Origin of the sequence: Blastococcus deserti, from assembly GCF_042682525.1 — a bacterium.
Classification (GTDB): Bacteria; Actinomycetota; Actinomycetes; order Mycobacteriales; family Geodermatophilaceae; genus Blastococcus_B; species Blastococcus_B deserti.
Genome location: NZ_JBHUHP010000028.1, coordinates 50,133 through 75,053, shown reverse-complemented (window position 1 = coordinate 75,053; position 24,921 = coordinate 50,133). Strand labels below are relative to the sequence as shown.

General features: G+C 73.9%; 28 protein-coding genes. 7 read left to right on the top strand and 21 right to left on the bottom strand.

Annotated elements, in window-relative coordinates; genetic code table 11:
- Positions 1–6 precede the first annotated feature (6 nt).
- Positions 7–726 (top strand): M50 family metallopeptidase, encoded by a 720-nt coding sequence (locus ACFSHS_RS19395; protein ID WP_376879673.1) that lies wholly within the window; start codon positions 7–9, stop codon positions 724–726.
- On the opposite strand, the gene ACFSHS_RS19390 is transcribed toward ACFSHS_RS19395, so the two are convergent.
- Complete coding sequence (locus ACFSHS_RS19390) at positions 719–3,127, bottom strand: glycoside hydrolase family 65 protein (RefSeq protein ID WP_376879671.1); 2,409 nt, start codon at positions 3,125–3,127, stop codon at positions 719–721. The two genes, ACFSHS_RS19395 and ACFSHS_RS19390, sit on opposite strands and share 8 nt — an antisense overlap.
- A 73-nt stretch (positions 3,128–3,200) precedes the next feature.
- The gene (locus ACFSHS_RS19385; RefSeq protein WP_376879669.1) at positions 3,201–3,941 is read right to left on the bottom strand and encodes an HAD family hydrolase; all 741 of its coding nucleotides are present in this window, start codon (positions 3,939–3,941) and stop codon (positions 3,201–3,203) included.
- Between the two features lie 151 nt (positions 3,942–4,092).
- Between ACFSHS_RS19385 and ACFSHS_RS19380 the strand changes: the two genes are divergently transcribed.
- Positions 4,093–4,638, top strand: a complete 546-nt coding sequence (locus ACFSHS_RS19380; RefSeq protein ID WP_376879666.1) for a YbhB/YbcL family Raf kinase inhibitor-like protein — start codon at positions 4,093–4,095, stop codon at positions 4,636–4,638.
- A gap of 90 nt (positions 4,639–4,728) precedes the next feature.
- On the top strand, positions 4,729–5,631 hold the full coding sequence (locus ACFSHS_RS19375; protein ID WP_376879664.1) for a serine hydrolase: 903 nt from the start codon (positions 4,729–4,731) through the stop codon (positions 5,629–5,631).
- Between the two features lie 9 nt (positions 5,632–5,640).
- On the opposite strand, the gene ACFSHS_RS19370 is transcribed toward ACFSHS_RS19375, so the two are convergent.
- The gene (locus tag ACFSHS_RS19370; RefSeq protein WP_376879661.1) at positions 5,641–6,453 is read right to left on the bottom strand and encodes a GNAT family N-acetyltransferase; all 813 of its coding nucleotides are present in this window, start codon (positions 6,451–6,453) and stop codon (positions 5,641–5,643) included.
- Positions 6,454–6,573: 120 nt separating this feature from the next.
- Here ACFSHS_RS19370 and coaA point away from each other — a divergent pair, with 120 nt between their 5' ends.
- Both coaA and ACFSHS_RS19360 read left to right on the top strand, forming a co-directional pair.
- Entirely contained in the window at positions 6,574–7,527 is a 954-nt protein-coding gene (gene coaA / locus ACFSHS_RS19365; protein ID WP_376879659.1) for a type I pantothenate kinase, read from the top strand.
- A 210-nt stretch (positions 7,528–7,737) separates the two neighbouring features.
- Positions 7,738–7,941 (top strand): DUF5999 family protein, encoded by a 204-nt coding sequence (locus ACFSHS_RS19360; protein ID WP_376879657.1) that lies wholly within the window; start codon positions 7,738–7,740, stop codon positions 7,939–7,941.
- A 12-nt stretch (positions 7,942–7,953) separates the two neighbouring features.
- Here ACFSHS_RS19360 and ACFSHS_RS19355 read toward each other — a convergent pair whose 3' ends face one another.
- From ACFSHS_RS19355 to ACFSHS_RS19280, 16 genes are all read right to left on the bottom strand, one after another.
- Complete coding sequence (locus ACFSHS_RS19355; RefSeq protein WP_376879654.1) at positions 7,954–8,544, bottom strand: DinB family protein; 591 nt, start codon at positions 8,542–8,544, stop codon at positions 7,954–7,956.
- Between the two features lie 36 nt (positions 8,545–8,580).
- A complete protein-coding gene (gene gcvP, locus ACFSHS_RS19350) occupies positions 8,581–11,622 on the bottom strand; it encodes an aminomethyl-transferring glycine dehydrogenase (RefSeq protein ID WP_376879652.1) in 3,042 nt (1,013 codons plus the stop codon).
- 189 nt (positions 11,623–11,811) lie between these two features.
- Positions 11,812–12,387 carry a MerR family transcriptional regulator gene (locus ACFSHS_RS19345; protein ID WP_376879650.1) on the bottom strand — a complete coding sequence of 192 codons (576 nt, stop codon included), beginning with the start codon at positions 12,385–12,387 and terminating at the stop codon, positions 11,812–11,814.
- A 289-nt stretch (positions 12,388–12,676) separates the two neighbouring features.
- A complete protein-coding gene (locus ACFSHS_RS19340) occupies positions 12,677–13,165 on the bottom strand; it encodes a bifunctional nuclease family protein (RefSeq protein WP_376879647.1) in 489 nt (162 codons plus the stop codon).
- 139 nt (positions 13,166–13,304) lie between these two features.
- The gene (ftsR, locus tag ACFSHS_RS19335; RefSeq protein ID WP_376879645.1) at positions 13,305–14,042 is read right to left on the bottom strand and encodes a transcriptional regulator FtsR; all 738 of its coding nucleotides are present in this window, start codon (positions 14,040–14,042) and stop codon (positions 13,305–13,307) included.
- Between the two features lie 55 nt (positions 14,043–14,097).
- Entirely contained in the window at positions 14,098–14,613 is a 516-nt protein-coding gene (gene odhI / locus ACFSHS_RS19330; protein ID WP_376879643.1) for an oxoglutarate dehydrogenase inhibitor Odhl, read from the bottom strand.
- 262 nt (positions 14,614–14,875) lie between these two features.
- Positions 14,876–15,280: a glycine cleavage system protein GcvH gene (gcvH, locus tag ACFSHS_RS19325; RefSeq protein WP_376879640.1), complete on the bottom strand. Its 405-nt coding sequence runs from the start codon at positions 15,278–15,280 to the stop codon at positions 14,876–14,878.
- 84 nt (positions 15,281–15,364) lie between these two features.
- Positions 15,365–16,450, bottom strand: a complete 1,086-nt coding sequence (locus ACFSHS_RS19320; RefSeq protein WP_376879637.1) for a DUF881 domain-containing protein — start codon at positions 16,448–16,450, stop codon at positions 15,365–15,367.
- Entirely contained in the window at positions 16,447–16,779 is a 333-nt protein-coding gene (locus ACFSHS_RS19315) for a small basic family protein (protein WP_097183245.1), read from the bottom strand. The genes ACFSHS_RS19320 and ACFSHS_RS19315 overlap by 4 nt, the downstream gene beginning before the upstream one ends.
- A 3-nt stretch (positions 16,780–16,782) precedes the next feature.
- Positions 16,783–17,706 carry a DUF881 domain-containing protein gene (locus ACFSHS_RS19310; RefSeq protein ID WP_376879635.1) on the bottom strand — a complete coding sequence of 308 codons (924 nt, stop codon included), beginning with the start codon at positions 17,704–17,706 and terminating at the stop codon, positions 16,783–16,785.
- The gene (locus tag ACFSHS_RS19305) at positions 17,703–18,386 is read right to left on the bottom strand and encodes a CDP-alcohol phosphatidyltransferase family protein (RefSeq protein ID WP_376879633.1); all 684 of its coding nucleotides are present in this window, start codon (positions 18,384–18,386) and stop codon (positions 17,703–17,705) included. The genes ACFSHS_RS19310 and ACFSHS_RS19305 overlap by 4 nt, the downstream gene beginning before the upstream one ends.
- Positions 18,387–18,532: 146 nt before the next feature.
- Positions 18,533–20,599 (bottom strand): elongation factor G-like protein EF-G2, encoded by a 2,067-nt coding sequence (locus ACFSHS_RS19300; RefSeq protein WP_376879631.1) that lies wholly within the window; start codon positions 20,597–20,599, stop codon positions 18,533–18,535.
- An 11-nt stretch (positions 20,600–20,610) separates the two neighbouring features.
- Complete coding sequence (locus tag ACFSHS_RS19295; RefSeq protein WP_376879629.1) at positions 20,611–20,811, bottom strand: DUF1918 domain-containing protein; 201 nt, start codon at positions 20,809–20,811, stop codon at positions 20,611–20,613.
- 81 nt (positions 20,812–20,892) lie between these two features.
- Complete coding sequence (locus ACFSHS_RS19290; RefSeq protein ID WP_376879627.1) at positions 20,893–21,411, bottom strand: DUF2243 domain-containing protein; 519 nt, start codon at positions 21,409–21,411, stop codon at positions 20,893–20,895.
- 67 nt (positions 21,412–21,478) lie between these two features.
- Positions 21,479–21,655, bottom strand: coding sequence for a hypothetical protein (locus ACFSHS_RS19285; protein ID WP_376879624.1), 177 nt, complete (start codon positions 21,653–21,655; stop codon positions 21,479–21,481).
- Positions 21,656–21,812: 157 nt separating this feature from the next.
- Positions 21,813–22,031, bottom strand: a complete 219-nt coding sequence (locus ACFSHS_RS19280; RefSeq protein WP_376879622.1) for a hypothetical protein — start codon at positions 22,029–22,031, stop codon at positions 21,813–21,815.
- 341 nt (positions 22,032–22,372) lie between these two features.
- Between ACFSHS_RS19280 and ACFSHS_RS19275 the strand changes: the two genes are divergently transcribed.
- Positions 22,373–22,879, top strand: coding sequence for a cupin domain-containing protein (locus ACFSHS_RS19275; RefSeq protein ID WP_376879620.1), 507 nt, complete (start codon positions 22,373–22,375; stop codon positions 22,877–22,879).
- Complete coding sequence (locus tag ACFSHS_RS19270) at positions 22,876–23,313, top strand: MarR family winged helix-turn-helix transcriptional regulator (protein WP_376879617.1); 438 nt, start codon at positions 22,876–22,878, stop codon at positions 23,311–23,313. Before ACFSHS_RS19275 ends, ACFSHS_RS19270 begins: the two co-directional genes overlap by 4 nt.
- A gap of 103 nt (positions 23,314–23,416) precedes the next feature.
- Here the strand turns inward: ACFSHS_RS19270 and ACFSHS_RS19265 are convergent, their stop codons facing one another.
- Together ACFSHS_RS19265 and ACFSHS_RS19260 are read right to left on the bottom strand one after the other, a co-directional pair.
- Entirely contained in the window at positions 23,417–24,244 is an 828-nt protein-coding gene (locus ACFSHS_RS19265; RefSeq protein WP_376879614.1) for a class I SAM-dependent methyltransferase, read from the bottom strand.
- Positions 24,241–24,885: a GNAT family N-acetyltransferase gene (locus ACFSHS_RS19260; RefSeq protein WP_376879611.1), complete on the bottom strand. Its 645-nt coding sequence runs from the start codon at positions 24,883–24,885 to the stop codon at positions 24,241–24,243. The genes ACFSHS_RS19265 and ACFSHS_RS19260 overlap by 4 nt, the downstream gene beginning before the upstream one ends.
- Positions 24,886–24,921 lie beyond the last annotated feature (36 nt).

Sequence of the window (24,921 nt, the reverse complement as noted above, 5' to 3'; positions counted from 1 at the left end):
GGGACCGTGGACGGTCCCGGCACGCGAGCACTGGGCCGGTTCTGGGCCCGCGTCACCGCCACCGTCCCCGACCTGCCGGACCCGGTGCTGCTGGCCGCGGCGGCGGCCGCCGCCCTGCTCGTCCTGTATCCGGGGCTCTGGCGCGCCACCCGGCACGTGGTCACCATCGCCCACGAGGGCGCCCACGGCGTCGTGGCCCTGGCCGCGGGACGGCGGCTGGCGGGGATCCGGCTGCACTCGGACACGTCGGGGCTGACCGTGTCCGCGGGCCGGCCCACGGGGGCGGGCATGGTGCTCACCTGCGCCGCCGGCTACACCGGTCCCGGTCTGATCGGGCTGGGTGCGGCTGCCCTGCTCGCCGCCGGGCACGCGATCGGGCTGCTCTGGGCCCTGCTGGTCCTGCTCGGGTTGCTGCTGGTGCAGATCCGCAACTGGTACGGGCTGTGGTCGGTGCTGGTGACCGGGGCCGTGGTGTTCGCGGCGACGTGGTGGCTGCCGCCGCAGGGCCAGACCGTCTTCGCCGCGATGGCCACCTGGTTCCTGCTCCTGGCGGCGCCGCGGACCGTCCTCGAGCTGCAGGCCGCCCGCCGTCGTCGCGCGGCGCCGGACTCCGACGCCGACCAGCTCGCCCGCCTCACCCCTCTGCCGGCGGTCGTCTGGGTCGGCGTCTTCCTCGCCGTCGACGTCGGGGCGCTGCTGCTGGGCGCCCGCTGGCTGCTCACCTGAGCCGTTCGGAGTCCTTAGCCGACGGGTGCACCCGTGGCGGCATGCCCGGGCGTGCCCGCCGGCGCGGCTCGCAGCCCACCGGCTGGCTGACCGGGTCCACCTTCGGCGGCGGCGGGATCTCCAGCACGAGGTCCTCGTGGTCGACGGTGACCTGCCGGCCGTGGTGCCGGATGTCCAGCGGGTCGCCCTCCACCAGGCGGTAGGTGGCCTGGTCGGGGGTCACCGTCACCGTCAGCTTGCGCCCGCGATAGACGACCCGGAACCGCAGCCGGCTGATGCGCTCGGGCAGCCGCGGCCCGAAGGTGAGCTCGCCGTTGTGGTCGCGGAGCCCGCCGAAGCCGGCCACCGCGACCGTCCAGCCGCCGGCCAGCGAGGCGATGTGCAGTCCGTGCCCTGAGTTGTGGTGCAGGTTCTGCAGGTCGGTCAGGGCCGCCTCCGCCCAGTAGTCGTAGGCCAGCTGCAGGTGGCCGGTTTCCGCGGCGACGACCGCCTGCTGGCTGGCCGACAGGGACGAGTCCCGCGTCGTCCGGGCCTCGTAGTAGGCGAAGTTGGCGATCTTCTCCTCGAGGGTGAACGCGTCCCCCCGCAGGTGCAGCGCCATGACCAGGTCGGCCTGCTTCACGACCTGCTTGCGGTAGATCTCGAAGTAGGGATAGTGCAGCAGGAGGGGGTAGTTCTCCTTCGGCGTGTTCGCGAAGTCCCACTCCTCGTGGTGGGTGAAGGCGTCGGACTGCATGTGCACGCCCCGCTGGGTGTCGTAGGGCACCGCCATGAGGGCGGCGGCCCGCAGCCACTCGTCGACCTCCTCGGGGGCGACGTCCAGCCGCCCCGCCACGTCCGGCTGGCGCTTGACCGCCTCCGCGGCCTCCCGCAGGTTCCGCTGCGCCATCAAGTTCGTGTAGACGTTGTTGTCGACGACGGCGGTGTACTCGTCGGGCCCGGTGACCCCGTCGATGCGGAAGCCGTGCTCGGGGTCGAAGTGCCCCAGTGACGCCCAGAGGCGCGCGGTCTCGATCAGCAGCTCGGCGCCGAAGTCGCGGTCGAAGTCCTCGTCGAGCGTGGCGTTGTAGTACCGGACGACGGCGTCGGCGATGTCGGCGTTGATGTGGAAGGCCGCCGTCCCGGCCGGCCAGTAGCCGGAGGTCTCCTCGCCGCGGATCGTCCGCCACGGGAAGGCCGCCCCCCGGCGGCCGAGCACCCGCGCCCGTTCCCGGGCCATGGGCAGCGTCGAATGCCGCCACCGCAGGGCGTCGCGGACCGCGTGCGGCGCCGTGTAGGTCAGGACCGGCAGCACGTAGGTCTCGGTGTCCCAGAACGTGTGGCCGTCGTAGCCGGGGCCGGTCAGCCCCTTGGCCGGGATGGGCTGGCGCTCGCCGCGCAGCCCCGCCTGCAGGACGTGGAACATGCCCACGCGCACCGCCTGCTGCAGCTCGTCGTCACCCTCGATCTCGACATCGGCCTCGTCCCAGTGCTGGGCGAGCAGCTCACGCTGCTCGCGGGCCAGCCGCTCCCAACCAGCGAGCTTCGCCGTGGCCAGTGCGCCCTCCACCTGGTCGCGCACGGCGGCGTCCGAGCGGCGGGAGGACCACCCGTACGCCAGGAACTTGACCAGCTTGAGCGAGCCCCCGGGCGGGATCCGCGCCGCCAGGGTGTAGCGGGCCAGGTCGCCGGCGGCCTCCAGGTCCTCGGTGCTGCTGTCGGGTACCTCGATGACGTGGTCCATGCCGGCCGCCATCCGCAGCCGGCTGCGCCTGGTGCGGTGCACCAGCACCGCCCGCCTGCCCCGTCCGACCGCCAGCTCGCACTGCAGCGGCCTGGCCAGCAGCGCGGCCGCCCGGGGGTCGTCCTCGTCGGTGTGGACCGACTCGTTGGCCAGCAGGTCCGACTGGAGCGCGACGTAGAGGTCCCCGAGGTCGTCGGTGACCTCCACCTTGTACTCGATCGCCGCGATCGACCGCCGGGACAGCGAGACCAGCCGGGTGCTGGTCACCCGCACCGTCCGGCCGCCCGGCGACCGCCACTCGGTGGACCGGCGGAGCACCCCGGCCCGCAGGTCCAGCGTCCGGTGGTGGTCGATGATCTCGCCGTAGTTGAGGTCCAGCGGCGAGTCCTTGACCAGCAGCCGGATCAGCTTGCCGTCGGTGACGTTGACCATCGTCTGGCCCTGCTCCGGGAAGCCGTAGCCGGCCTCGGCGTAGGGCAGCGGCCGCTCCTCGAAGAAGCCGTTCAGATAGGTCCCGGGGACGACGACGGGCTCGCCCTCCTCGAACGAGCCACGCATGCCGATGTGCCCGTTGGTCAGCGCGAACACCGACTCGTGGACGCCGAGGGAGGAACGGTCGAGCCCGACCTCGGTGAGGGACCACGGCTCGATCGGGAAGGTCGCTCGGCCCTCGGTCATTCCTTCTCCTCGTCCACGCTCGTCGCGAGCCGGCCCGGCGGTGCTCCGCACCCGGGGAATCCCAGGAGCTGGGTCACGGTCGCTCCCCCATCAGCTCCACCAGGTCCTGGACGACGACGTCGGCACCGGCCGCGGCCAGCTCCTGGGCGTGACCGACCCGGTCCACGCCGACGACGTAGCCGAAGTTCCCCGCCCGCCCGGCTTCCACCCCCGACAACGCATCCTCGAACACCACGGCCGCCGCCGGCTCCACGCCGAGCATGCGTGCGCCGGCCAGGAAGGTGTCCGGGTGCGGCTTGCCGCGCAGCCCCTCGCGCGCGGCGACGACGCCGTCCACGCGCACGTCGATCAGATCGGCGAAGCCGCCGGCGGCGATCACGTGCTCGCCGTTGGCCGACGCCGTGACGACCGCCGTGGCCAGGCCCGCGTCCTTCACCGCCCGCAAATAGCGCACGGAGCCGGGATAGACCTCCACGCCGTGCTCGTCCAGTTCCGCGAGCACCATCTCGTTCTTGCGGGTGGCGATGGCCTGCACCGTGGCCGCGTCCGGCGGGTCCCCTGGGCTCCCCTCCGGGAGCGTGATCCCCCGGCTCTCGAGGAAGCTCCGGACACCGTCGGCCCGGTGCTTGCCGTCGACGTAGCGGTTGTAGTCGAGCTGGCTGAACTCGGGCTGGCCCGGTTCGTACCGGTGCAGGAACTCGTCGAACGTGCGCTTCCACGCCGCGAAGTGGACCGTCGCCGTCCGCGTCAGGACCCCGTCGAGGTCGAACAGGCAGACGCGGACGCTGTCGGGCAGGCCGAGGGACGCGGGCACGGGCCGACGCTACCGGCGGAGGCACTCCTGCACGTATCGCAACGGCGGCGGTCGGGTGCCGGCGGCCGACGGGCGGCGCGCTGCCCCCGTGCCTAGGGTCGCCTCGGGCGTGGCCACGCGTCCACGCACGTCCGAGGAGAGGAGAGCCCGCATGGCCGACCGGCCGCTGTCCTACGACCCCTACGAGCACCTGCCGAAGGTGCCGAGCTTCACCGTCACCAGCACCGACGTCTCCGACGGGGAGGTCCTGCCCATGCCGCACGTCAGCGGCGTGCTGGGCGCGGGTGGCGAGGACCGCTCGCCGCAGCTGTCCTGGTCCGGATTCCCCGAGGGCACCCGGAGCTTCGCGGTGACCGTGTACGACCCCGACGCCCCCACGGCCAGCGGCTTCTGGCACTGGGCGGTCGCGAACATCCCGGCATCGGTCACCGAGCTGCCCAGCGACGCCGGCGACAAGGACGCGCCGAAGCTCCCCGAGGGCGCCGTCCAACTCCGCAACGACGCCGGCTTCGCCGGCTACGTGGGTGCCGCTCCCCCGGCAGGGCACGGGCCGCACCGCTACTTCGTCGTCGTGCACGCCGTCGACACCGAGACCCTCGACGTCACCCCGGACACGACGCCGGCCGTCCTCGGCTTCAACCTGTTCTTCCACACGCTGGCGCGGGCCACGCTGGTCGTCACCCACGAGCAGAGCTGACCGCGACCGCCTCCCTACGCACCATCACCGGCACGCTCGGCACTCCATGAAAGGGAAAGCACCCGGTGGGACCGGGAGCACGATGGCGGCATGGCCCTGGCCGGCGTGCGACGCCGTCCCGCGGGAGCCGCGAGACGGCGGGTGCTGCTGCCCCTGACCCTGCTCGCGGTCGTCCTCGCGGAGGTGCTGCTCCCGCCGGACCGGCGGGCGGCCGCGGGAGGGCCGCCCGCCGCCCAGCTGGTCCCCGCCGTTGCCGGCGCCTATCCACCGGTCGGGACCCTGGCGGTCTACGTCGCCCGGGTGCACGTGCCGGTGACGAGCGGGTCGATCCGTGCCGTGGAGGCGCGCAGCGCCCGGATGGCGGCCGCCGCTGCCGGGAACGCGGTGGCCGAGCGGCCCTTCCCCACCGCGTCCATGGTCAAGCTGTTCATGGCCGAGGACATCCTGCGCCGGGCCCGGAACGGGCAGCTGTCCCTCCGACCCGACGACCCGGTCCTGCTGCAGGAGATGATCCGCAGCTCGGACGACCCGGCCGCGTCGGCGTTGTGGGTCCGGTACGGCGGAGGCCGGATGGTCACCGACGTGGCCCGGCGGTACCGGCTCACCGGCACCACTCCCCCGGCGGTGCCCGGTCAGTGGGGGCAGGCCACGACGACGGCCCGCGACCTCGCCCGGTTCCTGGCGCTCCTCCCGACGGTGGCGCACCCGGACGACGCGGCCGCGCTGCTGGGATGGATGCGGACCGCCACCCCGGTGGCGGCCGACGGATTCGACCAGCAGTTCGGCCTGTTCGGGACCGCTCCCCCGCTGACCGCGGTCAAGCAGGGCTGGATGTGCTGCGTCGGCGGCAACCGGCACGTGCACTCTGTCGGGGTGGTCGGCCACCGCGTCGTCGTCCTGCTCAGCGAGGTGCCCCGAGGTGTGGGCTACGGCGAAGCCCGCGCGGCGCTGACCGCCGCGGCGGCGGCGGTCCCCCCTCCGCGCACCGGCTGACGAGGCCGGTCAGCAGGCCGGGCGCAGGTCGGCGACCGCGCAGGTCGCCAGCCGGGCGAAGCCGACCCGCTCGTACACGCGGGCGACGTCGTCGTCCCCCGCGGCGAGGAACACCAGGTCGGCGTTCTCGGCCGCGTGCGCGGCGAGCGCCGAGGCCATCCCGGCGCCCAGGCCGCGGCCGCGCAGCCGCGGCAGGGTCGCCACCCCGACCACCTCGCTGACCGTGCTGCCGTCGATGTCCACGGGTTGGTGGGAGCCCACCGCCACCGGCCGGCCGTCCTCCACCGCCACCATCATCACCGTGCGGCCGGAGGCGATCCGTTCCCGCAGAACCGCGGTGCGGGCCCGTGCCTCCGCCGAGCTGTCCGGCGGGAGGTCACGGACGTCCGCCGGACCGCCGGGGTTGGCGAAGGCGGTGGCGGCCACCCGCTGGTAGCCGGGCAGCTCGGGGTCGTCGGCGCCCACGACGTAGAGGCGCACGCCCGCCGGCAGCACCAGCTCCACCGGGTCGTCGGCGACCAGGAGGGGGAGCTCCTCGACGGTCAGGCCGGCGGCGCGTGCGGCCGCCGCCGTGCCGGGCGAGCACTCGGGGACCCACTCCAGGGCGGCCGGGAGCCCGGCCTCCTCCTGACGGGCGACGGCGGCGCGGACGTCGTCGGCGGTGACCGGATCGCCGCCCGTGCGCGGCCGGGCCGGATAGGGCCAGGCGGGGTCGCCGATCGGCACGTCGAGCCCGCCGACGCGGTGGATGACGGCGTCCGGGAGCGGAGCTGCGGCGAAGTAGCGCTCGATGCACTCGAGCAGCCCCGGACGGGTCGGCACACCGGAACCCTAGACGCGGTCCCGGCGTGCGTCCGCTCCGCACGGCGTTCCGGTGCCCCGCCCACCCGCCGGGGTGACCCGGAAGGGAGGGCGGGGACCCCGGACCGGCACGATGGTCGCGTGTCTGCCGGTGCGCGGAGCTCGATCTCGCCCTACGCGGTGTTCGACCGCGCCTCGTGGCGGGCGCTGGCCGCCGGCTCCCGGCTGCCGCTCGACGAGGGCGAGCTGCGCGAGCTCGCCACCCTCGGGGACCGGATCGACCTCGACGAGGTGGCCACGGTCTACCTGCCGCTGGCGGAGCTGCTGGACCTGCACGTGGCCGCCAGCCGCCGGTTGTGGGCCGCGCAGAGCGAGTTCCTCGGCCACGACACGGCCAAGGTGCCCTTCGTCATCGCCGTCGCCGGCAGCGTCGCGGTGGGCAAGAGCACCACGTCACGGCTCCTGCAGCGGCTGCTGGCCGCCGCCCCCGGCTCGCCCCGCGTCGACCTGGTGACCACCGACGGCTTCCTGCTGCCGAACGCGGTGCTCGAGGAGCGGGGACTGCTGGGCCGCAAGGGCTTTCCCGAGAGCTACGACCGGCGCGCGCTGCTCCGGTTCCTGGCCGCCGTGAAGTCCGGCCGGGAGAAGGTCTACGCGCCGGTCTACGACCACCAGTCCTACGACATCGTCCCCGGGGCACACCAGGCGGTGGACGGGCCCGACATCCTGGTGCTCGAGGGCCTGAACGTGCTGCAGGCCGGCGGCCGCACCGACGGCACCGCGCCCGATCTGTTCCTGTCGGACTTCTTCGACTTCTCCGTCTACGTCGACGCCGCCGAGGCCGACATCCGGCGCTGGTACGTCGAGCGGTTCCTGGCCCTCCGGCGGACGGCGTTCCAGGACGCCGGCGCCTATTTCCACCGCTTCGCCGACCTCACCGACGAGCAGGCCCGGGAGACGGCGCTGGGCATCTGGGCGGCGGTGAACGGGCCCAACCTGCGTCGCAACATCGCCCCCACGCGCTCGCGCGCACGGCTGGTGCTCCAGAAGTCGGCCGACCACTCGGTCCGCCGGGTCCTGCTCCGCAAGCTCTGAGGCCAGCCGGACTCGCCGTCCCGACCTGCGGCGACGGCGCTCCGCGCGGCGCCGCCTTGGCAGGAACTGACGACTCCTTCGGGTGACCTGGTGAGCCACGTCACTCCCCGACGCTTCAGAACGCCCGCAGACTTGCCGAATCAGTGATCAGACGAGCACCGTACGTAGCACCGGCGGGTGCTCGCGGAACACCGGACGAATGGAACCACCATGTGCCACCACGTAACGCCCTGTCCCGACGCCGCCAGCGAGGCGCGTGACCTCGCCGCCGTCGTCAGCAGCCACCCCGAGCAGGGCTGGAGCCTGCTGTGCAACGGCGTCGTCCTCTTCGACGACGACGGCGAGCTCCTCCCCGACGGCCGGGCCGTCAGCGACCACCACGTGTGGCTGGCACCCGAGCTCGTCCAGGCCTAGCAGGAGGGCCTCCTACCGTGCGGCCTGACGGGCGACCTGCTCGAGGCGGTCGCGGTAGGACCTCCACCACGCCTCGTCGCGGTCGGGCAGGTTGTCCCCCACCGCCTGGTTGCCCACCGAGCCGTCGATCAGCTCACGCACGATGTCGGCGTGGCCGGCGTGCCGGTGCGTCTCGGCGATGACGTGCACGAGCACCCGGCGCACGGTGACGTCGCGGCCGCCGTCGCCCCACCACGGGATGCGGCCGACGGCGTCCAGCGGCAGCTCACGGACCGCCGTGTCGGTCACCGCCCAGGCCCGCCGGTAGGACGCGAGCACGTCCTCCCGTGACTCCTCGGCGGTGGCCCACATCTCGGCGTTCTCCTCGGCCTCGTCGTCGAACCACGGGTGGGAGAACCCGACGGGGCGGCCGAAGGGCATGGTGAAGTACCCGGACTCGACGAGTGCGAGGTGCTTCACCAGGCCGAGCAGGTTGGTGCCGGTCAGGGTGAGCGGGCGTCGCTGGTCGTACTCGGTCAACCCGTCGACCTTGAACATCAGGACATCGCGCGCCTCCTGGAGGTAGTCCAGGAGGTCGGCGGTGGCGTCGTCGGCAGCGGTCATGGCGCAGACCCTGCCACGGCCCCCCGACATCCCCCCTCAGGCCTGGGCGCCCACCACGTCGGCCGCCGTCCCGAGGTCGTCGGGATGGCCCTGTCCCCGGCCGGGCACCGCGCCGTTCCCCGCGGGCGCGTGCGCCTCGAAGTCGTGCTCGGCGAACGCCTCGGGCGGCGGGCACGAGCACACCAGGTTGCGGTCGCCGTAGGCCTGGTCGATCCGGCGCACCGGGCTGAGGTAGCTCCGGCCCTGCAGCCCGCGCACCGGGTAGACGGCCGTGGTCCGCGGATAGGGCCGGTCCCACTCCCCCGCCAGCATCGCCAGCGTGTGCGGGGCGTTGCGCAGCGGGTTGTCCGTGCGGTCGTACTCGCCGGTGGCGACCTTCTCGATCTCCTCGCGGATGGTCACCATCGCCTCGACGAAGCGGTCCAGCTCCGCCTTGTCCTCGCTCTCGGTCGGCTCGACCATCAGCGTGCCGGCCACCGGGAAGCTCATGGTCGGGGCGTGGAAGCCGAAGTCGATGAGCCGCTTGGCGATGTCGTCGTTCGTCACGCCCGTGGCCTTGGTCAGCGGCCGGATGTCGAGGATGCACTCGTGCGCCACGAGGCCGGTCGCACCCGTGTAGAGGACCGGGTAGTGCTCCCTCAGCCGGGCGGCCACGTAGTTCGCGGCCAGGATCGCGTGCTCGGTGGCCCTCAGCAGGCCGTCGGGTCCCATCAGCCGGATGTAGGCCCAGGAGATCGGCAGGATGCCCGCCGAGCCCCACGGCGCGCCGGACACGGCCGGTCCGTGCGCACCGGTGCCGACCAGCGGATGGCCCGGCAGGAACGGCACCAGGTGCTCCCGGACGCCGATCGGGCCGACGCCGGGGCCGCCGCCCCCGTGCGGGATGCAGAAGGTCTTGTGCAGGTTGAGGTGGCTGACGTCGGACCCGAACCGGCCCGGCTTCGCCAGCCCGACCATCGCGTTGAGGTTCGCCCCGTCGACGTAGACCTGGCCCCCGGCGTCGTGGACGGCGCCGCAGATCTCCTGGATGTCGACCTCGAAGACGCCGTGGGTGGAGGGATAGGTCAGCATGATCGCCGCCAGCCGCTCCGCGTGCTGGTCGACCTTCGCCCGGAGGTCGGCGAGGTCGACGTTGCCCGCCTCGTCGCAGGCCACCACGACCACGCGCATGCCGGCCATCACCGCACTGGCGGCGTTGGTGCCGTGCGCGGAGCTGGGGATGAGGCAGACGTCGCGCTGGTCGTCGCCGCGGGACCGGTGGTAGCTCCGGATGGCCAGGAGCCCGGCGAACTCGCCCTGCGACCCGGCATTGGGCTGCACGCTGACGGCCGCGTAGCCGGTGACCTCCGCGAGCGCGGTGCACAGCTCGTCGATCAGCTGCGCGTAGCCCCGCGCCTGCTCGACCGGTGCGAAGGGGTGCAGGTTCGCGAACTCCGGCCAGGTGATCGCCGCCATCTCCGTGGCGGCGTTCAGCTTCATCGTGCACGAGCCCAACGGGATCATTGTGCGGTCGAGCGCGAGGTCCTTGTCCGACAGCGACCGCAGGTAGCGCAGCATCGCCGTCTCCGAGCGGTGCGCCGAGAAGACCGGGTGGGTGAGGTAGGCGGTCCGGCGCCGCAGCTGCCCGGGCAGCGCGTCGGCGCCGTCCTGTGCCAGCGCGGTCTCGTCCGCCCGGACGCCGAACGACTCGGCGACCGCCCGCAGGACGGACGGCGTCGTCGTCTCGTCGCAAGCCACCGCCACGGTGTCGGCGTCGACGAGCCGCAGGTTGATGCGCCGGCTCGCGGCCGCGGCGACGACGTCGGCCGCCCGGCCGGGCACCGACACCTCGAGGGTGTCGAAGAAGCTCTCGTGGACCAGGTCCAGCCCGCCGGCGCGCAGCCAGCCCGCCAGCACGACGGCGCTGCGGTGCACGCGGGCGGCGATCGCGGCCAGGCCCTCGGGACCGTGGTAGACCGCGTAGGCCCCCGCCATGACCGCGAGCAGCACCTGCGCGGTGCAGATGTTGCTGGTCGCCTTCTCGCGGCGGATGTGCTGTTCCCGGGTCTGCAGGGCCAGCCGGTACGCGACGTCGCCGTCGGCGTCCAGCGAGACCCCGACCAGGCGGCCGGGCAGCTGGCGGGCCAGGCCCTCGCGGACCGAGAGGTAGCCGGCGTGCGGACCGCCGTAGCCCATGGGGACGCCGAACCGCTGGCTGGTGCCGCAGGCGACGTCGGCGCCCCACTCCCCCGGTGCCTCCAGCAGCGTCAGGGCGAGCAGGTCCGCGGCGACGACCACCGCCGCGCCGGCCTCGTGGGCGGCGGCGGCCAGGGCGCGGTGGTCGCGGACCGCGCCGCTCGCGCCGGGATAGGACAGCAGCACGCCGAACGCCCCGGCGTCGGGCAGGTCGGTGGGCCACCCGGCGGACAGGTCGGTCACGTGCAGCCGGATGCCTAGCGGCTCGGCGCGGGTCCGCAGCACGGCGAGGGTCTGCGGGAGGGTGTCGGCGTCGACGACGAAGACCGCGTCGGCCGTGGCCCGACCGGCGCGCCGGACGAGCGTCATCGCCTCCGCGGCCGCCGTCGCCTCGTCCAGCATGGAGGCGCCGGCTACCGGTAGGCCGGTGAGGTCGGCGATCATCGTCTGGAAGTTGATCAGCGCCTCGAGCCGGCCCTGGCTGATCTCGGGCTGGTACGGGGTGTAGGCGGTGTACCAGGCGGGGTTCTCGAGCACCGTGCGCTGGATGACCGGCGGGGTGACCGTTCCGTGGTACCCCAGACCGATCATCGAGGTGTAGACGTCGTTGGCGTCCGCGCGTTCGCGCAGCAGTGCCAGCACGGCCGCCTCGTCCGCGGCCGGCGCGAGGTCCAGCGGCGTACGGTCCCGCACCCCCTCGGGGACGCAGGCGTCCACCAGGGCCTCCAGCGACGGGTGACCGACCGCGGCGAGCATCTCGGCGGTGTCGGCGGCGCGCGGGCCGATGTGCCGGTCGGCGAAGCCACCGGCGGGGTTCAGCGACGTCAAGGACGGGAGCGACCCGGTCAGCGGCGGAAGGGTCTCCCCCGCCGGCTGCCCCGCGGTCTCAGCACGGTCGGCCATTACCGGCACGCTACCAGCGCTGCCGTGGGCACCGACGGAGCCGGAACCCTCCTCGCCGGCGCCGGTCCGGCGGCCACCCGGTGCGGGGGTCGCGCAGTACCCGACAGCACGAGGACCACCCGGAGCACGATCTCCCCGACGCACGAAGGGCCGCTCCGCGGCCGCGGAGCGGCCCCGACCGGCTCGGGATCAGGCGGTCTGGGCCCGACGGCGACGGCGGAGGGAGAGCTCGTCGTCGGCGGAGTGCACCGGCGCGCCGTCGAGGCGCTCGGCAGGCAGCTCGGCCAGCTCACCGGACAGCTCGCGCAGCGCCCCGGAGACCGCGATGCCGAAGACGCCCTGACCGCCGGCCAGCAGGTCGACGACCTCCTCGGCCGAGGTGCACTCGTAGACCGTGGCGCCGTCGGAGAACAGCGTCACGTTGGCGAGGTCCTTGATGCCGCGGGTGCGCAGGTGGTCGACGGCCTTGCGGATGTTCTGGAGCGAGACACCGGTGTCCAGCAGCCGCTTCACGACCTTGAGCACCAGGATGTCGCGGAAGGAGTACAGCCGCTGGGTGCCGGACCCGGTGGCGCTTCGCACCGACGGCGCCACGAGGCCGGTGCGGGCCCAGTAGTCCAGCTGGCGGTAGGTGATGCCTGCAGCGGCGCACGCCGTCGGGCCGCGGTAACCGACGAGGTCGGTGTCGACCTCGTCGTACGGCGGGGCCCCGACAGCGGCATCGCTGAACAGCTGACCCTGGGAGCCGTCGCTCTGGTCGCTCACGTCAGCGTCCTCCTCTGGTCCCGTGCCGCTGGTGCGGTGCGGGTCGACGGCTTCGTGCCTGGATGGGCTTGCACCCACTGACCTCAGGTGTCACACCGTTGTTGTTCGCCGACCGTAAGCCGGGGTCGAGGGTCGGTCAACTGAGCGGGGCGGCGTGTCGCCTCCCTCATCATTTCGAGTGGAGTCCCGCGGTGCCGCGGCCGATAGAGCATGGATGGCCTCCGGTCGGAGCGACCGCTCCGCATGGTCCCGCCGCGAGCCTGCGAGGGGTGGGCAGAGCGGCCCACGTTCAGGCGGAGCCGCCCGAGCCCGACCCGGCGCCGAAGTCCTCGGGCGAGATCTGGTCGAGGAACTCGCGGAACTTCTCCACCTCGTCCTCCTGCTCGTCGGGGATCTCGATCCCCACCTCGTCCAGCAGGTCGTCGGCGCCGTAGATGGGGGCTCCGGTGCGGACGGCGAGCGCCACGGCGTCCGAGGGCCGGGCACTGACCACCCGCTCGTCGCCGAACACCAGCTCGGCGATGTAGATGCCGTCGCGCATCTCGGTGATGTTGACCGCCTCGAGGGTGGCGCCCAGGGCGGTCACCACCTCGCGGAGCAGGTCGTGGGTCATGGGCCGTGCCGGCCGGACCCCCTGCTGCTCGAAGGCGATCGCGGCGGCCTCGACCGCGCCGATCCAGATGGGCAGGTACCGCTCCCCCTGCGTCTCCTTCAACAGCAGGATGGGCTGGTTCCCGGGCAGCTCGACGCGGACACCGACGACTCGAAGCTCCTGCACGGTGCGACTCCTCGGCTGCGGCCCGGGGGTGGCGGGCGGCTCTGTCTGGTCAGGCGGCCGGACGCTGGGAACGGGGCGGGGGCGTCGGGCTGCCCCGTCCCGCGCGGTCAGGTCCTGCCGGGTTCACGGTACGCCGCACTCACGGCCTCAGGAGATCCCGCAGGCGTGCCTCCAGCAGCGCCGTGTGCAGCTGTGCCGACAGCGTGGCCAGCTCCCGCAGCTTCTCCGTCGCACGGGCCCGGGCCTCCTCGGAGCGGGCGCGCAGCACGGGGGCGACTAGCTGCTCCACCAGGCCGGCCTCGCGCTCCACACCGCTGCGGTAGACCCGCAGGTGCCGGGGCTCGATGCCGTGCCGGGCCAGGCCGGCGGCGGCGCGGGCCACGGGGAGGTCGGCGGCCGGGTGCCGCCCGTCGGCGTCGGTGGCCAGCAGGCCGAACTGCACGCAGTCGGCCAGCTGCCCGGGCTCGAGGCCGGCCGCGCGCGCGAACTGCTCGGGGGTCAGGGGCGGGACCCCGCCGTCCGCGTCGGGGTCGGCGATCGGTGGGGGCGGCACCGATCCGGGACCGCCTCCGGCGGTCGGCACCGGCTCGCCGCGGTCGAGCGCCTCGAGGTGCTCCTTGATGACGCGCAGCGGCAGGTAGTGGTCGCGCTGGGCGGCCAGGACGTAGCGCAGCCGGCTCACGTCGGCACGCGAGAACTTCCGGTACCCCGACGGCGTGCGCTGCGGGTGCACCAGGTCCTCGGACTCGAGGTAGCGGATCTTGCTGATCGTCACGTCGGGGAAGTCGTCGCGAAGAACGGCCAGCACCTCGCCGATGGTCAGGCGGGGCGTGTGCTGGTCGGCGGCGTCCCCGAGCGCGCCGCCGCGCTCGGGCACCGCCGTCACGTCCCTGTCTCGCCGGCGTCCGTGCGCGGCCCGCGGCGCCCGCCCACTAGCGAGCGGCCGGCTCGCCGGTGCGGGGGCCGGTGAGGTAGACGAGCCGGAACTTGCCGATCTGCACCTCGTCACCCCCGGCGAGGTTGGCGACGTCGACCGGCTCCCGGTTGACGTAGGTGCCGTTGAGGCTGCCCACGTCGTGCACCGAGAAGCCGCCACCCTCGCGGTGGAACTCCACGTGCCGCCGGCTGACGGTGACGTCGTCGAGGAAGATGTCGCTGTCGGGGTGCCGGCCGGCCGTGGTGACGTCCTGGTCGAGCAGGAAGCGGCTGCCGGCGTTGGGACCGCGCTTGACGACCAGCAGGGCCGATCCGGCCGGGAGCGACTCCACCGCGCCCGCGTGGGCGTCGATCGTCTCGGGGATCTCGGCGGCCTCGCCGGTGTCCTCCCCGCCGACCTTGGGGATCACACTGGTCGACTCGCCGACCCGCTCCTGGGAGAGCGCCGTGCCGCACTGGGCGCAGAAGCGACTGCCCTCGGGGTTCTCGTGGCCGCATCGAGTGCAGTGCACGTCTGTCTCCTCCTGTGCGAGGGGCCCCGCCGCGGGCCTCGGAACGGGCCGCGAGCGGCCGGCGGACGACGGACCGGACGGCCCGCCGTGGGTCGGCCGCCGCGGAGGCGGCGGACCGTGGGTCATGGAACCAGCCGGTCGGCCCGAGGGTCAACCGGACGTACAGGGTGTGGAACCGAGGTCGCCGGGCTGGTCACCGGGTTCCGGTCACCCGACGCGATCATAGTGACCATGGCTTCGCCGGAGCCCGGTGGCCGGGCCGTCAGGACGCGTCGACCAGGGCCTGGTACGCGTCGGCGTCCAGCAGCGCCCCGATGGGGTCGCCACCCTCGCCCGGCACGCTGATCTCCACCAGCCAGCCCTCGCCGTACGGGTCGGCGTTGATGGTCTCCGGCGCGTCGACGAGCGCCTCGTTGACCGCGGCGACGACGCCGGCCACGGGGGCGTAGACGTCCGACACCGACTTGGTCGACTCGACCTCCCCGATGGGTGTCCCCGGGCCCACCTCGTCCCCCACGGCGGGCAGCTGGACGAACACGATGTCGCCGAGGGCGTCCTGGGCGTGGTCGGTGATCCCGACGCGGACGACGGTCGACGTGCCGTCGGTGCCCTGTACCAGCGCCCACTCGTGCTGATCGGTGTATCGGCGGTCGTCAGGGGTGTTCATGCGATGGGTCTCCCAAGGGTGCCGTGGCCTCCCTGCAGGGGCCCGCCGGGAGCTTGCGAGCGGCGGGAGCAGGGACGTCCTGGTTCAGCCGCCGGTGTCCGGCGAAGCGTATTGAGGCGTGTCGAGTGGCCGCAACGCGTCGACCACCACCTGGTCGGACGGCTCGATCTCCACCGTGGCGCCCTGCCTGGTCAGATCCTGCGCCACGCCGCCGGGGATGTTGAGGGCGGTCTGCATGTCCTGCGGCGATCCGATGACGACGAACTCGTAGGGCGAGGTGATGGGCCGGCCGTCGACCATCAGGTTGCCGGGGGGGCCGGTGACCGCGGTGGAGACGCCCACGCGGACGTCGTCGATCTGCATCGTCTCCGCCCCGGCCCCGCGCAGCTCCTGGATGGCGTCGACGATGTCGCTGACGCGGACCTCGTCGCCGGCGTCGCGGATGGTCATCACGAGGCCGGGGCCCTGGGCGGCGATGGTCCCGTTGAGGATGCCGATGGCCTCCGCCCGCGCCCGCGCCTCCTCGAGCGCGGTCGCGGTCTGGCTGTCGGAGCTGGAGAGCTGCTGCAGGGCGCTGCGCTGCTCGGCGATCTGGTCGCGCAGGCGTTCCTCGCGGGCGTTGAGCTCGTCGAGGATGCGGACCAGGTCCTCCTCGCGCGCGCCGGCGTACTCCTGGTCGTCCCCCACCGCGCGCACCTGCACCGCGAAGGCGAACCCGAGCAGCAGCGTGAGGACGCCGATCAGCGCGGCGGCGAGCGGATCCCGCGTGCGGCGCCTCGACGTCGAGGCGCCCGGTCCCGTGGTGCCGGCGACCGGACCGGCGGCCCGATCGGCGCCCTTCTCCGCGGCCGGCTCGGGCGGGACACCGTCGGGCTCCTCCGCGGTGCGGGGCTCCTCGGCCTCCGGGGACGCGTCGGCCCCGCCCCGGTCCCGGGCGTCCTCCTGCGACCCGGCGTCCGCGCCTTCGTCCCTGGGCACCCGCTCCACGACGTCCTCGCGCCCGTCCCCGTCCGCCTCGCCCCGGGTGGCGGCAGACGCGATCGGCCCACCGCCCATCCGCTCCCCCGCCGGCGGCTGCTCTCCGCGCGTACCGGGACCGAAGGGGTGCGGCACCACCACGTCGTCGTCGCCCGGGTCGGTGCCCGTGCCGGGGCGTTCGTCGGTGCTCATGCGCGGAACACGTGCCGGCGGATGGCGGCGGCGTTGCCGAAGATGCGGATGCCGAGGACGACGACCACCGCCGTGGACAACTGCGCACCGACCCCGAGCTGGTCGCCGAGGAAGACGATCAGCGCGGCGACGACGACATTGGACACGAACGAGATGACGAACACCTTCGCGTCGAAGATCCCGTCCAGCCGGGCGCGGAACCCGCCGAAGACCGCGTCGAGCGCGGCGACGACCGCGATCGGCAGGTACGGCTGCAGCCACAACGGAACGGTGGGATCGAAGAAGAGACCCAGCAGGACACCGGCCGCGAGTCCGAGGATCGGGATCACGGGTCAGCCTCCGGGCTCGGGGTCGGGATCGGTGGTGGGCGCGACCTCGTGGGCCGGCTCCCGGCCCTGCGGTCGTGCGGAGCGGAGCTCGGGGATGCCGGCCGCCGGCACGGTCAGCTCGTCCTCCTGGGAGAAGTCGAACCGGAGGCCGAACGTCTCCGAGATCAGCGCGAGCGCGTTCACCTCCGGGCTGCCGAGGAACTCCGTCGACAACGTGTCCGGATCACCGATGGCGCTGATCTCGTAGGGGTTGGCCACCGGGCGGAAGTCGACCAGCACGGCCTCGCCGGCGAAGCGGATGGCGGTCGTCGGACCCAGGCGCTGGCCGTTGATGCTGACGGCCTCGGCGCCGGCCGCCCACAGGGCGTTGACGACCAGCTGCAGGTCGCCGTCCTGCACCTGCTCGCGCGGGTCCTCTCCGGCGCCGCCGCCGACGGGGTCGTCGTCGGCCTCCGGGTCGGCGTCGGCCAGGGTGACCAGCAGACCCGGTCCGGTGACCGGCACCGCGGCGGCGCCCCGCTCGGCGCGCGCGAGGTCGTCGAGGGCGCGTTGACCGACGGCGCTGGCCGCCAGCAGGTCGTCCCGGGTGGCGGCGACCTCGGCCTGCAGGTCCTCCAGCTGCGCGGCCAGCTCGTCGGTGACGGCGGAGTCGCTCCGGATGTCGTCGATCAGGGCGGCCCGCACCTGCTCGCGGCCCTGGGCACTGGCCGCGGCCTGGTTGTAGGTGACCGCCACGAGCAGCCCGGCGAGCGCCATCGTCAGCACCACCATGACCCCGCCGCGCCGGCGCGGGCGTGAGGTCCCACCGGCGGCGGACCGGGCCGCGGCGGCCTGGGCGTAGGCGGGGTCGAGGGTCTCGGCGAGGACGGCGTCCAGGAGCGAAGCGCCCATCGAGCGCGGCCCGCCACCCCGCGGGGGTGCGGTCACCGCGCCGTCCCGGGGACGGCGAGGGCCCGCTCGGTGCGCACGATGCCGACGACCTGGATGACGTAGAAGAGGCCGGCCAGGACGTAGAGGGCGGTGCCCCAGATGGTGAAGGCCCAGGCGAAGGGCTCGGCGAGGGTGGCCACCCAGCCGGAGCCGTGGGCCAGCAGCAGGCCCGGGAAGGCGTAGAGCAGCAGGAGGGTCGCCGCCTTGCCGAGGTAGTGCACCTGCAGGGGCGGATACCCGTGGTAGCGGAGCACCAGCAGCATGATCGCCAGGACCACCTCCCGGCCGATCAGCAGGCCCACCATCCACGCCGGGACGATGTCGCGCAGCGCCAGCGCCACCACGGTGCTGACGATGTAGAGCCGGTCGGCCGCGGGGTCCAGCAGCGCGCCCAGCTTGCTGCTCTGGTCGAACCAGCGGGCGAGCTTGCCGTCGAGCCAGTCGCTGAGGCCGGAGACCATGAGGACGGCGACCGCCCAGCCGTCCTCCTCGGGGCCGAGCAGGAGCCAGAGGAAGAGGGGAACGCCCAGCAACCGCAGCATCGACAGGGCGTTGGGCACCGTCCAGATGCGGTCGGGCAGTCCCTCCCGGCCCGTGACCGACGGCGCACCGGCCACGGGCAGCGAACCCGCCCGGGGCACGGGAGCAGCCGCCGACGGCCCGTTCGACGACGTCACGTTCCCTCCAGCCCGCTGCACACCGCTTCCGAGGCTAGTGTCCCGCGCGCCGCGGCTGGGACCCGGCGCACCGGAACCTGCCGTCCCTGGAACGGAACGTGCAGGCGGGACGGGAGGGAGACCGGGGTCGGTGTCTCAGGTCCAGCTCATGCCGGCACCGCCACCGACGCGGGTGCCGGCTCGTAGCCGAGGGGTCTGCGGGTGAAGCTGCCCGTGCCGTGCGTGACGGAGCGGAGCACCCCGGGATAGGTCAGCAGCTCCACCTCGGGCACCTCCGCGCGCACCGTCGTCCGGTCCCGGACCGGATCGGCCTCGCTGCCGGTGACCCGGGCGCGCCGTCCGGAGAGGTCGCTCATGACCGCGCCCACGTACTCCCCCGGGACGACGACGGCCACCTCGCACCACGGCTCGAGGACCCGCGTGCCGGCGGCGGCCGCGAGCTCCCGCAGCGCGAGCGCCCCGGCCGCCTGGAAGGCGGCGTCGGAGGAGTCCACGGAGTGCGCCTTGCCGTCGACGAGGGTGACGTGGACGTCGACGAGCGGGCGGTCGCCGCTGATGCCGCGTTCGGCCTGGGTGCGGATGCCCTTCTCCACGCTGCCGTGGAACTGGCTGGGCACGGTTCCGCCGACGATCCGCTGCTCGAACACGATGCCCGACCCCGGCGGCCCGGGCTCCCCCTCGATGACCACGACGGCGTACTGGCCGTGCCCGCCCGACTGCTTGACGTGCCGCCCGGTGACCCGGGCCGGACCGGCGAGGGTCTCCACCATCGGCACCCGGACGGGCACCGTGGTGACGGCGACGCCGTGCCGCGTGCGCAGCCGTTCCAGGAGCACCTCCGCGTGGGCCTCGCCGACGCACCAGAGCAGCAGCTGGCCGGTGTCGGCCCGGCGGTCCAGGCGGACGGTGGGGTCCTCGGCGACCAGGCGGGCCAGCGCGGTGGCCAGGCGGTCCTCGTCGGCCCGGGATGCCGCCTCGAGGGCGATCGGCAGCTGCGGCGTGGGCAGCTCCCACGGGGGGATCAGCCGCGGATCCTCCGGCGAGGACAGGGTGTCGCCGGTCTCCGCGCTGGACAGCCGGGCGACGGCGCAGATGTCGCCGGCGGGGCACGCGGCCACCGGCCGGAGCGTGGCCCCGAGCGGTGAGGAGAGCGCGCCGATGCGCTCGTCGACGTCGTGGTCGGGATGGCCGCGGTCGGTCATGCCGTGGCCGGAGACGTGCACCGGGATGTCGGGCCGCAACGTGCCGGAGAAGACGCGGACCAGGCTGACCCGGCCGAGGTAGGGGTCGGTGGTCGTCTTGACCACCTCGGCCACGAGCGGCCCGTCGGGGTCGCAGGTCAGGGCGGGGGCCGGCGAGCCGTCGGGGCGGGTGACCGGCGGGCAGCCGTGCTCCATGGGGCACGGGAAGCCGGTGACGATCAGCTCGAGCAGGTCGGGGATGCCGATGCCGGTCAACGGCGCCGCGCACAGCACGGGGTGGAAGTGCCCGCGCGCCACCGCCGTCTCCAGGTCGGCGATCAGGTCGGCCTGCACCAGCTCGTCGCCGGCCAGGTACCGCTCCATGAGGGCCTCGTCCTCGCTCTCGCCGATGATGCCCTCGATCAGCTCGGAGCGGAGCCGGTCGGCGTCCGGCGCGTCGACGCCGGGCTGGAGCAGCGAGACCAGGCCGCGCACCGACCCGTCGGGGCCGCGGTCGACGAGGTGGACCGGGAAGACGCCCTCCCCCAGCAGCAGCTGGCACAGGCGGACGGCGTCGTCGACGTCGGCCCGCGCGCGGTCCAGCTGGGTGATGACCACGGCCCGCGGCATCCCGACCGCGGCGCACTCCTCCCACAGCTGCACGGTGGTGGCGTCCACCCCGTTGACCGCCGAGACGACGAAGAGGGCGGCATCGGCGGCGCGCAGCCCCGCCCGCAGCTCACCGACGAAGTCGGGCGACCCGGGGGTGTCGAGCAGGGTGATCCGGTGACCGGCGTGCTCGACGGTGGCGACGCCGAGCGAGACCGAGCGCTGCTGCCGGACCTCCACGTCCTCGGTGTCCAGGCAGGTACTGCCCTCCTCCACCCGGCCGGCGCGCGGAAGGGCACCGGTGGCCACCAGCAGGGCCTCGGCGAGCGTGGTCTTGCCCGCCCCGGCGTGGCCGACCAGCGCCACGTTGCGCACTTTCGCGGCCGGTCGCGGTGCCGGCGCCGTCGCGGTGTCCTTCGCCATGGGGCGGGCGCTCAGCCGTGTGCGGCTTCGGAGCGGAGGACCGAGGCGGTGCCGGCCGGGTAGAAGAGCCCGGTGTGCCCGTCGGGCTCCCAGCGCACCCGGTAGGGAGGTCCTCCCCCGGGCTCCGAGCACTCGATGATCTCGCCGATGCGGTCGGGTTCGCCTTGGTGGGTGGACCGCACGACGATCCGGTCCCCGACATGAGCTTCCACGGTGGCCTCCTGGGGGTTGCGACTGTGGTCTGGTTCACAGCCTGCCCGCCGGAGGGGACACGGACAAGCCCCATGGCACCGTCAGCCGCGGCGCTCCGCCGCCTGCTCCAGGGCCCGCGCGCCGCGGCGGTGCAGCAGCCAGCCGCCGATGACCAGCAGAACGCCGGACGCCAGGAAGCCGAGGTCCCAGCTCAGCGGTGCGCCCAGGTCGTCGCGGACGTGGTGCACCCCGAGCACCTGGTGGTCGATGAGGCCCTCCACCAGGTTGAAGATCCCCCAGCCGGTCAGCACCAGCCCCAGGTGGAAGGAGAAGTTGGGCGCCAGCCGCCCCTGCCGCCACGCGGTGATCGAGGTGATCGAGGCGGCCACCACGAGCACCCAGGTCGCCAGGTGGAAGAACCCGTCGGCCACCGTGTTCACCTCCAGTCCGGCCAGCGTGGTCGGCGGCGTCTCCGCGCTGACCATGTGGTGCCACTGCAGGATCTGGTGCAGCACGATGCCGTCGACGAAGCCACCCAGCCCGAGTCCGAACAGGAGTCCCGAGGTGCGGGGAGGCGCCTGGCCCCGGCCGGTGGCGGCGGGCCGCGCGCTCCTGGTCACCGCCCCGGGCTACCCCCGCTCCGCCGGGGTACGCGTACGAGGACCGGCGCGCTCGGGACGCGGCCCCTTAGAACGAGTGGGACTCGTCGTAGCCGTAGTCCCCACCGCGGTCGGAGGGCTGCCCCGCGGGGGGGCCGGCGTGCCGCTGGTGCCGGGTGTGCTCCGGCGCGGTGGTCGTGCCGGCCGGCTCGTGGGCCATGTCGTACTCGTAGTCGCCGGAGGTGTCCCGCTCCTGCTGCGTCATGGCCACTCCTCGAAGTAGGGCACGCCCGCGGCTCCCCCACCGCCGGCGCCGCAGGTTGCGCCGATGCTCCTCGGGCGGGTCCGGGACCACAAGGCCCGGGCGCCGCCCGTCCCCGCGCTCCCGCCGGCGGGATCCCTGCCGACCGAGCCTGTGGAGACTAGGGGCGGGCCGTGAGCAGCGCGGCCCCCCGGCGGAGGCCCACGGCCGCCAGCGCCTGGACCGAGTCATCGTGCACGTCGGCGGCGATGCGGGCGCGCTCGTCCTCCTGGGCCTCGACGAGGCGCTCGCTGAACGCGCTGGCGGGCGTCGGTGAGCGCGCCCGCGCAACCGGCTGCGCGACCGGGTGCCGGACGAGGCCCCGGGGTCGAGACAACATGGACGCCGTCCGCGGGGCGAGCGTCCGGCTCCGCCACCTGCTGTTCGAGCTCGAGACGCCGGTCCTCGCCACGGATCTGCCCCAGGGGCTGCGCGACGGGGGCGTCCCTCGACGGCCTGACCGGGCTGCCGAACCGCACGCTGCTCCGGGACCGCCTGACGCACGCGGTGGCGCGGCAGAGCGCTCGACCGCCGTCCTGCTCATCGACCTGGACCACCTACGGACGATCGCCTCCGCCCTGGGGGTCAGGCCACGGCCCCTCTGGCCGAGTCATTGATCCTCTTGCACCGACTGTTCGGAACCCATACCATTTGGTTCGGCTCCCGAACGAGGAGGACGCGATGACCGCTCAGCTGCTCACCCCCTTCGCCCGCACGCCGGCTGCCGACAACTCGGTCTGGTACATGGGGCACCTGTTCTCGTTCCTCGCCGACGCCGCCGACACGCGCGGTCAGTTCTCGGCGATGGAGATCCTCGTCCGGCGCGGCGGTGAACCGCCGATGCACGTCCATCACGCCGAGGACGAAGCCTTCTACGTGCTCGGCGGCCGGTTCACGTTCCACGTCGGTGACCAGGTGCTCCCCGCGCCGACCGGCACGCTGGCCTTCCTGCCGAAGGACGTCCCGCACGGCTTCGTCTGCCACGAGGAGACCGGGCGGCTGCTCTGCCTGCACGCACCCGGCGGAGCGGAGCAGGAATTCCGCGACATGGGGTCGCCCGCCACGGCGATGACGCTGGGACCGATGCCGCAGGAGGAGCCCGACCCCGGGCTGATGGAACGCATGGCGGCCCGGTACCACTACGAGATCGTGGGACCCCCTCCGGGGGCGACCGGTCGACCGGAGTGAGTGAGCACCCCGACCTCACGACGCTGATCGAGGCCGCCTACGCGGCCGTGGTCGCAGAGGTGCACCGGCGGCTCGACGCGGCCGGTTTCGCCGACATCCGCCCGGCCCACGGCAAGGTCTTCGACACCATCGGGCAGGACGGCAGCCGGATCACCGACATGGCCGAACGCGCCCAGGTCACCAAGGGATCGATGGTCGAACTCGTCGACCACCTCCAGCGCGGCGGATACCTGGAGCGGGTGCCCGACCCGGCCGACGGCCGGGCCAAGATCGTGCGGCTGACCCCACGCGGTTGGGACGCCGTCCGGGTCGCCGTCGGTGCCATCGCCGACGCCGAGCAACGGTGGACGGCGCACGTCGGCGAGCGCAACATGCGCGCTCTCCGGCGCGCCTTGCAGGCGCTTCCTCCACTGCTCGACCCGGGTGGCCGCTGACCTGCCCGGGTCGTCCAGGACCAGCAGTCGCGACTCGCCCGCCCTCGTCCGCCGGCCCCCCTGCCGGGTGATCGGCCCGCGCGTGCCGCGGCTCGACGAGAGGTCAGGCGGCGATGGCGATGTTGGCGTGCATGGGGACGACGACGGTGTCGCCGTCGCGGTGGTCTGCGACGACCTGGGCCGTAGCACGGCCGATCGCCTGGAGATAGGCGGCGAACGATGCCGGGTCCTCGGTGAAGCGAGGGATCACGGCGGCATACGCGTACTCCATGCGCTCCACGAAGTGGTCGGCGTCGGCGAAGCACGCCTCGAGCGAGACGGCGTGCACGCGGACGTGGGCGAAGCCGGCGCCGTGGAGGAGGCCGGTCAGCTCGTCGGGATCCCCGAGGGAGAACGGCGCTTCCAGCTCGTCGCGACCGATCCGCACACCGAGGTCGGCGAGGTGTGGCTCCTCGGCGTCGGCCAGGGCTGCGTAGAGCGGGTGGTGGTCCAGCCCACGCCAGGTGGCGACCACGGCCCGGCCGCCGTCGCCCAGGACGCGGCGCATCTCGCGGGCACCCGCCGGCCGGTCGGGGAAGAACTGGAGCCCCTGCTGGCAGTACACGGCGTCGAACGTCGCCGCGGGTGCGTCGAGCGCGATGCCATCTCCGTGGCGGTACTCGACGGGCGCGCCGGTGGCAGCCTGCGCCCGGGCCACGTCGATCATCGCCGGGTTGATGTCGATGCCGACGACCTGGCCGCCGGGCCCGGCCGCCTCGGCCAGGCGGCGGGTGAGGATCCCCGTCCCGCAGGCGACGTCGAGGATCCGGTGGCCGGCCGCGGGTGGGGCGACGGCGAGCACCTTCGCGGCCAGCGGCTCGAAGATCGCGGGCCCGAAGTACTCCTGGTACGCCTGTGCCGGGCTGGCGGCGGCCACGGCGTCGCGGCTCATCGCTCGGGGTCCTTCCGCGGGAGGCGGAGCATCGGCCAGAGCGGGGGCGAGTCGTCGGCGCGAAGCTCGCCGACGACGTCGAAGCCGTGCCGTAGGTACAGGGCCCGGTTCCTGGGAGTGCTCGCCTCGAGATAGGCGGGGAGCCCGTCGCGGTCGGCTCGGGCGAGGCCGGCAGCGAGCAGCCGGCTGCCCACGCCACGGCCCTGGACGAGCGGGTCGACGCCGATGAACGGCAGGTACCACACCGGGCCGGCCGGATGGTGCGTGACGACCTGCTCCAGCAGCGCCATGACGGCATGGCTGCGACAGGAGTCGATCGACTCCTCGAACAGCGCCGCGACGGCGTCGTCATCGGAGGCCACGTCGGGGGCGACCCACAGGGCCACACCGGTGTGGTCGGGGCTCACCTCGGCGGTGCCCGCCGCGAAGGCGTCGCCGCCGAGGAGCCCCACCAGCCGCGGGAAGAACGAGAGGTAGCGGTCGGGGTCCGGGTACAGCCACCTGATCACCGGATCGGTGCTGAACGCGGTGACCAACGCCGCCACCGCACGCTCGCGGTCGACGGTGGACTCCGTTGTCGACAGGGTGCTGGTCGTCAGGGTGCTGGTCGGCAGGGTGCTGGTCGTCAGGGTGCTCGTCATGGCGCTCACGCTGTCCGACCGGCGCCCGCGTCGGAT